We start from the raw sequence: 12,458 nt of genomic DNA on the forward strand, positions 1-12,458 counted from the left end.
GGTGGCGGGGCTCGCCCCGCCACCACCCCCACGACCGGACCTCACCGACGGACGTACGCCGCGAGATGCTCGCCGGTGCGCGTCGAGCGGCTCTCGACCAGGTCGGCGGGTGTGCCCTCGAACACGATCCGGCCGCCCTCGTGGCCGGCGCCGGGGCCGACGTCGACGATCCAGTCGGCGTGGGCCATCACGGCCTGGTGGTGCTCGATGACGATCACCGACTTGCCCGAGTCGACCAGCCGGTCGAGCAGTCCGAGGAGGTTCTCGACATCGGCGAGGTGGAGGCCGGTGGTCGGCTCGTCCAGGACGTAGACGCCCCCCTTCTCCGCCATGTGCGTGGCCAGCTTGAGCCGCTGGCGCTCGCCGCCCGACAGCGTGGTGAGGGGCCGGCCGATGTCGAGGTAGCCGAGGCCCACGTCGGAGAGGCGTTCGAGGACGCGGAGGGCGGCGGGGACGCGGGTCTCTCCGGCGCCGAAGAAGTCCTTGGCCTCGTCGACCGGCATCGCGAGGACCTCGCTGATGTCGCGGCCGCCGAAACGGTGGTCCAGGACCGACAGCTCGAAGCGCTTGCCCTCGCAGTCCTCGCAGGTGGTGGCGGCGCCCGCCATCATCGCCAGGTCGGTGTAGATGACGCCGGCGCCGTTGCAGGTGGGGCAGGCGCCCTCGGAGTTGGCGCTGAACAGCGCGGGCTTCACGCCGTTGGCCTTGGCGAAGGCGTTGCGGATCGGGTCGAGCAGCCCGGTGTACGTCGCCGGGTTGCTCCGGCGCGAACCCTTGATCGGCGCCTGGTCGACGGACACCACGCCGTCCCGGCGCGCCACCGAGCCGTGGATCAGCGAACTCTTGCCGGAGCCCGCCACCCCGGTGACGACGCACAGCACGCCGAGGGGAATGTCGACGTCGACGTCCCGCAGGTTGTGCGTCGACGCGCCGCGGATCTCCAGGTGCCCGTTCGGCTTCCGTACCGTCTCCTTGACGGCGGCGCGGTCGTCGAGGTGACGGCCGGTGATCGTGCCGCTGGCCCGGAGCCCTTCGAGGGAGCCCTCGAACACCACCTCGCCACCGCCGGAGCCGGCGCGCGGGCCGAGGTCGACGATGTGGTCGGCGATCGCGATGACCTCCGGCTTGTGCTCCACGACGAGCACCGTGTTGCCCTTGTTCCGCAGCTGGATCAGCAGGTCGTTCATCCGGCTGATGTCGTAGGGGTGCAGGCCCGTGGTGGGCTCGTCGAAGACGTAGGTGGTGTCGGTGAGCGAGGAGCCGAGGTGGCGGACCATCTTGACGCGCTGGCCCTCACCGCCCGACAGGGTGCCCGCGGGGCGCTCGAGGGAGAGGTAGCCGAGACCGATCCCCACGATCGAGTCCAGGGTGTGCAGCAGCTTGCCGACCAGCGGGGCCACCGAGGGCTCGTCGATTCCGCGCACCCAGGTGGCCAGGTCCCTGATCTCCATCGCGCAGGCGTCGGCGATGCCGATCCCGCCGATCTTCGACGACCTGGCCTCCTCGCTGAGCCGGGAGCCGCCGCAGTCGGGACAGGAGGCGAAGGCCACCGCCCGCTCCACGAACGCCCGGATGTGCGGCTGGAGCGCATCCTTGTCCTTGGAGAGCATCGACTTCTGGATCTTCGGGATCAGGCCCTCGTAGGTCACGTTGACCCCGTCGACCTTCACCTTCCTCGGCTCGCCGTGAAGGAACTCCCGCATCTCCTTCGCGGTGAAGTCGCGGATCGGCTTCTTCGGGTCGAGGACGCCCGACTCGGCGTAGACCCGGGTGGTCCAGAAGCTGTCCTGCTTCCAGCCGGGGATCGTGAACGCGCCGTCGCCGATCGCCTTGGAGTCGTCGTAGAGCTGGGTGAGGTCGATGTCGGAGACCGTGCCGCGTCCTTCGCAGCGCGCGCACATGCCGCCGTGGTAGACGGCCTTGCGCACCACGACCCGCTCGCCCTTGCCCTTGTCGACGCTCATGGCGCCGCTCGCCGTCCGCTTGGGAACGTTGAAGGCGAACGCGCTGGGCGGGCCGACGTACGGCTGTCCGAGCCGGCTGAAGAGGATGCGCAGCATCGCGTTGGCGTCGGTGGCGGTGCCGACCGTGGAGCGGGGGTCGGTGCCCAGCCGCTGCTGGTCGACGACGATCGCGGTCGTCAGCCCTTCGAGCACGTCGACCTCGGGCCGCGCGATCGTCGGCATGAAGCCCTGGACGAAGGCGCTGTAGGTCTCGTTGATCATCCGCTGGGACTCCGCGGCGATCGTGCCGAACACCAGCGAGCTCTTGCCCGAGCCGGAGACCCCGGTGAACACGGTCAAACGGCGCTTCGGGAGCTCGACGCCGACGTCCTTGAGGTTGTTCACGCGCGCGCCGTGCACCCGGATCAGATCGTGCCCGTCGGCGACGTGCGGCTCGGACGCGTATGCGTCCGTCGTGCTGTCCTGGTTCAACGTGTCTCCACTCAGTGGTCCTGCAGCAGTCCGACCCGCCAAGTGTGCATCCAGAGAGGCCCGTTGAACTGTCGGCCCGAGCTCGCGGCTCCGGCCGCAACTCGGGGCGGCCGTCAGAGAGTCACGACCGTCGTCTCGGTCGCCTTGACGCTCGTCCAGACGGACTCCCCGTCCGCGAGGTCCAGTTCGGCGGCGGCCTGCGGGGTGATCTCCGCGACGAGGTCGGGGGTCTGCGCGGAGGCGACGAGGACACGCAGGCGGCTGCCGCTCGCGGTGATCTCCCGTACGGTGCCGGGCCAGACGTTGCGCGGGCTGCCGGTGGGCCGTTGCCGGTGGACGGAGACGGCCTCGGGGGCGATCACGGCGAGGGCCTCCGTACCCGGCGGAAGAGGGTCGGCGGTGATCAGCGTGCCGCCCTCGGGCAGGGCGAGGCCCTCGGCGGTGGCGATACCCGGCCAGGCGTTGCGGCCGAGCATACGGGCGACCCACGGGGAGCGAGGGTGACGGGTGACCTCGGCGGGCGCGGAGTACTGGATCGCACGCCCCTCGTCGAGGACGAGGACACGGTCCGCGAGGGAGATGGCCTCGACGGGATCGTGCGTGACGATCAGACAGACCCCTCCGAAGCCGGCGAGGTGGTTGCGCAGGGTGTGGCGGACGTGGGCGCGGGTGGTCTGGTCGAGCGCGGCGAGCGGCTCGTCCAGGACGAGGAGCCGGGGCCGGGCGGCCAGGGCCCGGGCCAGGGCGACCCGCTGGGCCTGACCGCCCGAGAGCTGGGCCGGGCGGCGCTGGGCGAGGTGGCCGACCCCGAGCCGGTCGAGCCATTCCTGCGCGGCACGGCGGGCCTCGGCCCGGGGAACGCCCTGGACGCGGAGCCCGTACGCGGTGTTGGCCAGCGCCGTCATGTGGGGGAACAGGGCCCCGTCCTGCGGGACCCAGGCGACGTGCCGGCGGTGCGCGGGGAGGTCGGTGACCTCGGTGTCTCCCAGCCGGAGCGTGGCGTGGGCCCGCGGGGTGAGGCCGAGGAGGGCGCGCAGCAGGGTGGTCTTGCCGGCGCCGTTGGGGCCGACGACGGCGATGGTCGTGCCCGGCTCGGCGTCCAGGGTGAGCCGGGTGAAGCCGGTGACGTCGGCGTGCAGGGACCAGCGCTCCAGGGGCGGTACGGGCAGGGTGTCGGCGGCCACCGGCGCCGCTTCGGCGGGGCTCGCGTCCGCCGAGGGCGCGGGCCTGCGTATCCGTTCCACGGGGGCTCCCGTCCAGCGGCCGCGCAGCGCGACGAGCACGCCCATGGCGATGGCGAGGAGCAGCAGCGAGACCGAGGTCGCCGCCTCCGGCTCGTCCTGGAGCAGGAGGTACACCTGGAGCGGCAGGGTCTGGGTGGTGCCGGGCAGGTTTCCGGCGAAGGTGATGGTGGCGCCGAACTCGCCGAGCGCCCGGGCCCAGGTGAGGGCGGCTCCGGCGATCAGCCCGGGCGCGACCATCGGCAGGGTGACGGTGAAGAAGACCCGTACCGGTGAGGCGCCGAGCGAGGCCGCCGTCTCCTCGTAGCGCGGTCGCAGTCCGCCGAGCGCCCCTTCCAGGCTGATGACGAGAAAGGGCATGGCGACGAAGGTCGCGGCGAGGACGGCGCCCGAGGTGTGGAAGGGGAGCGTGATGCCGAAGGCGGACTCCAGCCAGGGGCCGAGCAGTCCGCGGCGGCCGAACGCGAGGAGCAGCGCCACACCGCCGACGGTCGGCGGCAGCACCATCGGCAGCAGCACGAGGGAGCGTACGAACGCCTTGCCCCGGAACTCCACACGGGCCAGCAGCCAGGCCAGCGGCACCCCGAGGAGCAGGGACAGGCCGAGCGCCCAGAACGACACGAGCAAGGACAGCTTGAGCGCCTCGACCGTTCCCGGTGAGCCGAGGTGGTCGGCCAGCTCGGCCCACTCGGTCCGTACGAGGATGCCGATCAGCGGGAGCGTCAGGAACGCCACGGCGAGGAGGGCGGGGACGGCCAGGGTGAGCGGCGGGCGCGTGCCTGGAGTGCGTGCGCCGGGTGTCCGAACGCCTGCTCGTTTCATCGGTGTTCCCGGAGGTTCGGCAGAGGAAAGAAGAAGGAGAGGAGAAGGGGCTGCCCGTTCCCCCGGGACGGGCAGCCCCTCGTACGGGCCGTCGACTACGGCTGCTGGAAGCCCGCGTCCTGGAGGATCTTCTGGGCCTCCGGCGAGGTCAGCCACGCCACGAACGCGGCGGCGGCCTCGGCGTTCTCGGACTGCTTGAGCGTGGCGGCCGGGTACTCGGCGATCGCGTTCTGCGCGTCGGGGATCTCGACGGCGTCGACCTTGTCCTTGGCGCTCTCGGCGTCGGTCTTGTAGACGAGGCCGGCGTCGGCCTCGCCGAGCTCGACCTTGCTGAGCACGGCGCGCACGTTGGGCTCCTGGGAGACCGGCTTCACCGTGATCTTCTGGGCGTCGAGGACCTTCTTGCTGTACTTGCCGGCCGGGACCTCGGGGGCGGCGAGGACGACCTTGAGCCCGGTGTCCGCGAGGTCCTTCAGCTCGTCGACCTTGTGCGGGTTGCCCTCACCGGTGGCGATGACGAGCCGGTTCTTCGCGATGACGGTCGGCGTGCCGGTGTCGGCCTTCACCTTGTCCATGCTCTTGGTGTCGGCGGTGACGAGCGCGTCGGCGGGGGAGCCCTGGGCGACCTGCGCGACGAGTTCCTGGGAGCCGGCGAAGGAGAAGGTGATCTTCGTGCCGGGGTGGGACTTCTCGTACGCGGCACCGGCGGTCTTGAACACGTCGGTCAGGGAGGCCGCGGCGAGCACGGTCAGGTGTGCCTTCGGGGCCGCGGTCGAGGTCCCGGAGCCCGCGGCGCCGGCCTTCTGCGTCCCCTCGTCGTTGCCGCAGGCGGCGAGCGGAACGAGGAGGGCCGCGGTGAGGGCGGCAGCGGCGGCGCGCCGTCTGGTGAGGGTGCGGGTGGAAGACATGGGGGTGGGACTCCTTGGGGACGAACGGACGATGCATGGCGGGAGTGCCGGCCGCGGCGGCGGCCGTTGTCCCCCGTCCTGCGTGAGGCTCAGGTGCGGTCGATGTGCACGCTGGTCGACTTCACGCGGGCGGTGGCCTGCATGCCGACTTCCAGTCCCAGCTCCTCCACGGCCTCCCGGGTGAGGAGGGAGACGAGGCGGTGCGGCCCGGCCTGGATCTCGACCTGGGCCGCGATGTCGCCGAGCTTGATCGCGGTGACGATGCCCGGGAAGGCATTGCGGGCCGAGGTGTACGACGCGTCGTCGTCGCCGCTGCCGCCCTGCGCGATCTCCACGGAGAACGCGGCTAGGGCCCGGCCGTCGATGAGTCGCCGACCGCTCTCGTCGCGGTGGGTGGCGACCCGGCCCGCGTCCGCCCAGCGGCGCGCGGTGTCGGGACTGACACCGAGGAGACGTGCGGCCTGACCGATCGTGTAGGACTGCATGTGCGACACCGTAGGGCGCTCAAGCTCTCATCTGCAACAAATCTGTGCGACTGTCCATCGCGAATGAGAGTGGGCTTGGAGGAAAGGATGAAGCGAGGTCCCGGGTGTCTCACCGGTCGGACATGCCGGGCGCCGGTACCCACTCGCCAACCGTCCGCGCGTGCCGGTCGAGCGCGAGCCAGACGCGGTCCCGGGTGAGGGGCAGTTCGGTGAAGCGGATGCCGGTGGCGTCGCGCAGGGCGTTGGCGAAGGCGGGGGCGACCGGGTTGAACGGGCTCTCGCTCATGGACTTGGCCCCGAGCGGGCCGATCGCATCGCTGGTCTCGCTGAAGTGGACCTCGGTACGGGGAACGTCCGCGTGCTGCGGGAGCCGGTAGCGGCGGAAGGCGGCCGTGCCGACCTCGCCGCGCTCGTCGATCCGGACGTCCTCGAAGAGGGTGGCGCCGAGGGCCTGGGCGACCCGCCCTCGACCTGACCGCGGCACTGCATCGGGTTCATGACCTTGCCGGCGTCGGCCGCGTGGACGCTGCGCAGGATGCGTATCTCGCCGGTGCCCGGATCGACGGCGATCCGGAACCACTGGGCGTTGAACGCGACCGAGCGGGGGGAGCCGCCCCAGTGTCCGTCGGCCGCGAGCTCCTCCGCCGCGCCGAGGGCGTGCCCCGCCTCGTACAGCTCCTTGAGCGTCACGAGCCGGCCGCCGCAGTCCACCGCCTCGGCCCCCAGCACGCACCGGTGCCGCGCCACGCCCGTGTGCCGGGCCGCCAGGGTGCGCAGCCGCTCCGCGAGCGAGGTCGCGGCCAGCAGGACCGCCTTGCCGGCGACCACGGTCCCGGCCGAGCCGAAGGCGCCCGTGTCGTGACGTACGACGTCGGTGTCGGACTGCCGGACGGCGATGCGGTCCTCGGTCGTGTGCAGGGCGCCGGCGGTGATCTGCTGGTGGACGGTGGTGGTGCCGTTGCCGAACTCGGCCGTGCCGACGGCGATGTCGTACGTCCCGTCGGACAGGAGGGAGACGCGCGCGTCGGCGTAGTGACCCCCGGGCGGTCCGGTGGCGATCATCGCCATCCCCGTCCCTTGTCCGGTGAGCCACCCCTCGGGCACATCGCGGTCACTGGTGTCCTCCGCGATGGCCCTGCGTACGACGGACAGGCACTGGTCGAGGCCGTAGGAGGCGATGTGCAGGTCCTCCTCCTCGCCGATCGGGCTGTGCATCGGCTCGCCGGGGCCGATGACGTTCTTCTCGCGGAAGGCGAGCGGGTCCATGCCGAGGCGGCGGGCCAGCTCGTCCATCACGGACTCGACGGCGAAGGTGACCTGGCCGAGGCCGTAGCCGCGGAAGGCGCCGGAAGGGACGACGTTGGTGTAGACGGAGTAGGCGTCGACCTTCTTGTGCGGGGCGCGGTAGACGGCGAAGGACTCGCCGACGCTGTGGAACATGACGGCGGGGCCGTGATTGCCGTACGCGCCCGTGTCGGCCACCACGCGCATCCGTACGGCCGTGAGGGTGCCGTCGGCGCGGGCGCCGACCTTGATCCCGATGGTGAAGGGGTGCCGGGTGGTGGCCCCGTAGAACTGCTCGGCGCGGGTGTACTCCAGCTTCACCGGACGGCGCAGCTTCAGCGCGGCGAGCGTCACGACGTCCTCGGTGAGCATCTCCTGCTTGCCGCCGAACCCGCCGCCGACGCGGCCCGCGACCACCCGGACCTCGTCCTCCGGCAGACCGAAGAGGGCGCACAGGGCGCGCCGGGTCAGGAACGGCACCTGGGTCGACGACCGTACCGTCAGCCGCTCTCCGCTGCCGTCCTCCTTCGGTTCGAAATACGCGACGCAGCCGTGCGTCTCGAGGCTGGCGTGCTGCACGCGCTGGGTGCGGAAGGTCTCCTCGTGGACGACGTCGGCCTCGGCGAAGCCCCGCTCGACGTCGCCGATCTCGCCGTGCACCTCACCCGCCACGTTGTTCTGCGCGCGGGCGATCCGCGCGTCCGGCCCCTTGTCGCCGTGCAGCGCCGGCGCGCCCGGGAGCATCGCGGCCTCGGGGTCGGTGACGTACGGCAGTTCCTCGTACGTCACCTCGATCCGACGGCAGCCCTCCTCGGCGGCCTGCTCGCTGTCGGCGACGACCGCGGCCACCCGCTGTCCGACGTACCGGACGACGCTGTCGAGGACACGGGTGTCGTCGGGGTCCTCCGTGGGGTGCTCGTGGCGGGCGGTGGAGTACAGGGTCGGCGGGGCGTCCTCGTGGGTCAGGACGGCGTGGACGCCCGGGACCCGCAGAGCGGCCGCGGTGTCGACGGAGACGATCCGGGCGTGCGGGTGCGGGGAGCGCAGCAGCTTCATGTGGAGGAGGCCCGGGACCTCGATGTCGAAGGTGTAGCGGGCGGTGCCGGTGACGATCCGCGGGCCGGCGGGCGCGCCGACGTTCTTGCCCACGGCCCGGCCCGCGCACGGCCGTTCGGTGTGCCGTACACCGCGTACGGCGTCCTCGATCGCCCGGTAGCCGGTGCAGCGGCAGAGGTTGCCCTTGAACGCCCGGGGCAGGTCGTCGAGCTTGCCGTCGTCGTGCGCCGTCCCCCGCTCGGCCTCGAGCGCCGCCGTCGTCATGAGGAACCCGGCCGTGCACATGCCGCACTGGTACCCCTGCGCGTCGAGGAACCGCTGCTGGACGGGGTGGAGTTCGCCGTCAGGGGAGGCGAGGCCCTCGACGGTCGTGACGGCTCGGCTCTCCGCGCGGACGGCCGGATACAGACAGCTGTGGACCGGCTCGCCGTCCACATGGACGGTGCAGGCGCCGCAGTCGCCGGAGTCGCAGCCCTTCTTCACCCCGAACCAGCCGCGTTCGCGCAGATAGGTGCGCAGACACTGGCCGGCGCGCGGCTCGTCGTCGAAGGACCGGTCGTTGATGCGGATGTGGAAGCTCATCGGGCACTCTCCTGTCCGGGCATCGGCCCGCAGCGGGTCAGTTCGCCGCGGACCTCCTCGGCGAGGCGGAAGCCCATGTGCCGCCGCCACTCGGGCAGTCCGTGGATGTCGTCGAACCAGTCGTCCTCCCCGACGGCCGCCTCGACCGCCCGCCGGAGTTCGTCCTGGTCCGGGGGGAGCGGGAACCAGAGCCGGAACGGCCGTACGGCCGCCGCGCTGATCGTCACCGCCAGCGAGCCGTCCACCGGATCGAGCGTCCCGATCACCAGCGCGCCCGAGCGTCCGAGTCCGTAGAGCGATGCCTGCCGGAAAGCGGTGCGGTGGCCCAGGGCGCGCGCCGGCAGGGTCACCGAGCGCAGCAACTCGCCCTCCGCGAGGTCCTTGCGGCCGGCGCCGGTGATGAAGTCCACGACCTTCACCCGCCGCACGGCGCCGTCCTGGGCCTGGAGGAGGCACGTGCCGTCGAGCGCGGCGGTCAGCGAGATCATCGGCCCGGCCGGAAGGCCGTTGCACAGGTTGCCGCCGACGGTCGCCATGTTCCAGATCTTGAACGAGGCGAGGAACGCCCGGCAGCACTGCTCGAAGAGCGGCGCCGCCGGGGCGTCCAGCGCCCGTCCGTAGCGGGACAGCTGGGCGATGGTGCAGGTCGCGGCGATCTCCAGTGACCCGTCAGGGGCGCGGGTGAGCGGCTCCCATCCCATCCGGCTCAGGTCGATCAACCGGCGCAGCTGCGGCTGGGGTTCGGAGAACAGATACGTACCCCCGCCGAGCCACGCGTCCCCCGGCCGCCACGGCCCGCGCCGCCGCGCGTCGCGTACGTCCGTCACCGTGTTCAGGTCCATGTCTCCCCACGCCTCCCGCCCGCTGCCTTCACGGCCACTGCTGCCTCGCCCGCTGCTTTCCCGCCAGTGAAGCCCGAGGGAGGTGGCGGAAACGACTGGTTCGGAACCTGGAAAACCTCCACCCCGCGGCGTGCTGTGCTGGACGATCAACCAAGAGGCATTTTCTGCGGACAGCCGGGCATCTACGATGTGCTGACTCGTATTCGCCTCTCGAATGTGAGATGCGGGCCCGCCCCGCGACCGCGCAAGGAGCCCCGCATGCACGTCGACCATCTCCTCCGGCTCGACAGTCTCGATCTCGCCCTCGTCTGGGGCGACGAGGCGTTGCTCGGCCAGGAGATAGGCGGAGTGACCGCCACCGATCTGGAGGACCCGACCAGGTTTCTCCAGCCGGGGGAGATCGTCCTCAGCGGACTCGTGTGGTGGAGCCCCGACGACGGACCGGCGAAGACGGACCGCTTCGTCTCCGCGCTGCGGGCCGCCGGGGCCGTGGCGCTCCTGGCGGGCGAGGAGACGCACGGCGAGGTCCCGAAGGCACTGGCCGACGCCTGCCGCACGCACCGGATCGCCCTGCTGGCCGTACCGGCGCACACGAGCTTCCGGGCGATCACCGAAGCGGTCTACCTCCGCCAGTGGGGAGAGCTCAGCCGCCGGCCCTCGGACCTCTACGCGCTGCCGGAGAACGTACGGGGCGAACTCCGCCGCGAACTCGACGGCGGAGCGACCGCGGGCGCCCTGCTGGACAGCGCCTTCGCCCATCTCGGTGCGCCGCCCTGTTACCTGCTCACCAGCAGCGGCCGTACGGTCGCACGTACCGGCGGCGCTGCCGACCTCCCCGCCCAGCGGGCCTCGGAGCGCCTGCGCGGCGCCCACGGCACCACGCTGCGCATCGAGTCCGACGACACCGTCTTCGACGCCTGGCACCTCCACCTGCCGGACGAGGGGCAGGTCCCGCCCCGGGTCCTGCACGAGATCGCCGAACTCCTCGGCCGGCAGCGCCGACGCGACGACCGCCGCCGGTCCGCACGCGGCCGGGCGCAGCAGGAGCTCGTCGACCTCGTCGACGTCCCGCACGGGGACGTACCGCAGGGCGACCTATCGCCCGGCGACGTCAACGGCCTGGAACACGCGCTGAGTTCGTGCGGACTGGCCGACAAGGGTCCCTACACCGTCGTCATCGCGTCATCGGCGCCGGTGGAGGAAGGCGCGGGCAGTCGTGCCGCCCTCGCCGAGGCGTTGAACCATCTCCCTTCGGCCTCCTTCGCCGTCGGCGAGCGCCCCTGCGGCCGGGCGATCGCGGTGGTCGCCCAGGACGGGGACGACGGCGTTCGGGCGCGGTTGGGGGAGGTGTGGCCGCTGATCCACGCCTGTCGGCCGGACAGTGCCCTGTACGCCGGAGTGAGCGAGCCCGTCGCCGCCCCGGCCGAGCTGCCGGCGGCCGTCGGCCAGGCGCGCTACGCACTGGCCGCCGCCGCCCGTACGGCAGGCCCGGGGAGCGCTCACATCACGGCCGTCGGCGACCTCGCCGGCCTGCGGTCCCTGCTCGCCGGCGTCCCTGCCGACGTGCGGGCCGTGTTCCGCGACACGGTCCTGGGCCCGCTCCTCGACGAGGCGCGGAGCTCGAACGGCATGCTCCTGGAGACGCTCGAGGTGTTCCTGGCGCACAACTGTTCCTGGGCCAGGACCGCGGAGGCCCTGCACCTCCACGTGAACACGGTCCACTACCGCGTCCAGCGCATCGAGAGCCTCACCGGCCGGGACCTGTCCCGCCTCGACCACAAGCTGGACCTGCGCGCCGCGCTGCTCTGCCGCTGATCGCCCGGACGGTCGACGCTCGGGCGGTCAGGGCAGGTCGATGTGGACGTTGGTGGACTTCACCCGCGCGGTGACGGTGACCCCGACATCGAGCCCGAGCTCCTCGACGGCCTCCCGCGTCACGAGCGAGACCAGCCGGTGCGGACCCGACTGGACCTCCACCTGCGCGGCCACGTCGTCGACGCGCACGGCCGTCACGATCCCCACGAACGCGTTGCGCACGGAGGTCGGCGCATCGTCCTCCGGCACGGCGTGCAGACCGGCCCCGCGCTCCTTGGCGAAGACGGCCAGGCTCACTCCGTCGATCACCCGGTTGCCCGAGCCGTCCCGGTCCATGCGCAGCCGACCGCCGTCCGCCCACCGGCGGACGGTCTCCGAACTCACTCCGAGCAGCCGCGCTGCCTGCCCAATGCTGTACGACGGCACCACCGCACTCTAGGCCACGAGCGGGACCACGAGCGGGACCACGAGCCGGACCGACAACCGGACCGACAACCGGACCACGAGCCGGCCCGCCGGAAGCGGATCAGGCGGCGGAGAGGGAGATCTCGGTCGACTTGATCAACGCGACGACGGAGGCCCCGGCGGCGAGACCCAGGTCGGCGACGGCGTCCTTGGTGATCGCGGCGGTCAGCTCGCCGCCCTCGACGTCGACCTTGACGGAGGCCATGGCGCCCCCGGTGGCGACCTCCGTGACGGTGCCGGGGATCCGGTTGCGGATGGACAGCCCCTCGACGGGACCGGTGGCGAGCGAGACCTCGGTGGACTTCACGAGGACCTTGACCGCGGTGCCTTCGACGAGCCCGAGATCCTTGACGGCCTCCAGCGTGATCGCCGCGGTCACGTCCTGGCCGCCGGCGAGGCGCACCCTGACGGTCGCCATGACCTCGCCCGACGTGACGGCGACGACGGTTCCGGCGATCTGGTTGCGGATGGACAGGCTCATGGGGAAACGCCTCACAAAGAAGTCCGGTGCGGGTGACGAGCG

Annotated in this window: 8 protein-coding genes and 1 pseudogene; 1 reads left to right on the forward strand and 8 read right to left on the reverse strand. The window is 72.1% G+C overall.

The window, feature by feature from the left end; all coding sequences use genetic code 11:
- Positions 1-41: 41 nt before the first annotated feature.
- The 6 genes and pseudogenes from ACFV9D_RS34385 to ACFV9D_RS34410 all read right to left on the reverse strand — a co-directional run bounded on the left by ACFV9D_RS34385 (position 42) and on the right by ACFV9D_RS34410 (position 9,655).
- Positions 42-2,435, reverse strand: a complete 2,394-nt coding sequence (locus ACFV9D_RS34385; protein ID WP_385155337.1) for an ATP-binding cassette domain-containing protein — start codon at positions 2,433-2,435, stop codon at positions 42-44.
- A 113-nt stretch (positions 2,436-2,548) separates the two neighbouring features.
- Entirely contained in the window at positions 2,549-4,498 is a 1,950-nt protein-coding gene (locus ACFV9D_RS34390) for an ABC transporter permease (RefSeq protein ID WP_385155340.1), read from the reverse strand.
- Positions 4,499-4,593: 95 nt separating this feature from the next.
- The gene (gene modA / locus ACFV9D_RS34395) at positions 4,594-5,406 is read right to left on the reverse strand and encodes a molybdate ABC transporter substrate-binding protein (RefSeq protein WP_385155343.1); all 813 of its coding nucleotides are present in this window, start codon (positions 5,404-5,406) and stop codon (positions 4,594-4,596) included.
- Between the two features lie 89 nt (positions 5,407-5,495).
- Entirely contained in the window at positions 5,496-5,891 is a 396-nt protein-coding gene (locus ACFV9D_RS34400; RefSeq protein ID WP_385155346.1) for a molybdopterin-binding protein, read from the reverse strand.
- Between the two features lie 109 nt (positions 5,892-6,000).
- Positions 6,001-8,813: pseudogene (locus ACFV9D_RS34405) on the reverse strand (molybdopterin-dependent oxidoreductase).
- Positions 8,810-9,655, reverse strand: coding sequence for an FAD binding domain-containing protein (locus tag ACFV9D_RS34410; protein WP_385155349.1), 846 nt, complete (start codon positions 9,653-9,655; stop codon positions 8,810-8,812). The pseudogene ACFV9D_RS34405 and the gene ACFV9D_RS34410 overlap by 4 nt, the downstream one beginning before the upstream one ends.
- A 258-nt stretch (positions 9,656-9,913) precedes the next feature.
- On the opposite strand from ACFV9D_RS34410, the gene ACFV9D_RS34415 reads away from it, so the two are divergent.
- Complete coding sequence (locus ACFV9D_RS34415) at positions 9,914-11,470, forward strand: helix-turn-helix domain-containing protein (protein ID WP_385155352.1); 1,557 nt, start codon at positions 9,914-9,916, stop codon at positions 11,468-11,470.
- 27 nt (positions 11,471-11,497) lie between these two features.
- Here ACFV9D_RS34415 and ACFV9D_RS34420 read toward each other — a convergent pair whose 3' ends face one another.
- Positions 11,498-11,896 (reverse strand): molybdopterin-binding protein, encoded by a 399-nt coding sequence (locus ACFV9D_RS34420; protein ID WP_385155355.1) that lies wholly within the window; start codon positions 11,894-11,896, stop codon positions 11,498-11,500.
- 100 nt (positions 11,897-11,996) lie between these two features.
- A complete protein-coding gene (locus ACFV9D_RS34425) occupies positions 11,997-12,416 on the reverse strand; it encodes a molybdopterin-binding protein (RefSeq protein WP_385155358.1) in 420 nt (139 codons plus the stop codon).
- Positions 12,417-12,458: the final 42 nt, after the last annotated feature.

This window comes from Streptomyces sp. NPDC059875 (assembly GCF_042731085.1).
Lineage (GTDB): Bacteria > Actinomycetota > Actinomycetes > Streptomycetales > Streptomycetaceae > Streptomyces.

What these genes read in the sequence shown, in the direction of transcription:
- ACFV9D_RS34390 (WP_385155340.1), bottom strand. Translation starts at nt 4,498, where the DNA reads ATGAAACGAGCAGGCGTTCGGACACCCGGCGCACGCACTCCAGGCACG.
- modA (WP_385155343.1), bottom strand. Translation starts at nt 5,406, where the DNA reads ATGTCTTCCACCCGCACCCTCACCAGACGGCGCGCCGCCGCTGCCGCC.
- ACFV9D_RS34400 (WP_385155346.1), bottom strand. Translation starts at nt 5,891, where the DNA reads ATGCAGTCCTACACGATCGGTCAGGCCGCACGTCTCCTCGGTGTCAGT.
- ACFV9D_RS34410 (WP_385155349.1), bottom strand. Translation starts at nt 9,655, where the DNA reads ATGGACCTGAACACGGTGACGGACGTACGCGACGCGCGGCGGCGCGGG.
- ACFV9D_RS34415 (WP_385155352.1), top strand. Translation starts at nt 9,914, where the DNA reads ATGCACGTCGACCATCTCCTCCGGCTCGACAGTCTCGATCTCGCCCTC.
- ACFV9D_RS34425 (WP_385155358.1), bottom strand. Translation starts at nt 12,416, where the DNA reads ATGAGCCTGTCCATCCGCAACCAGATCGCCGGAACCGTCGTCGCCGTC.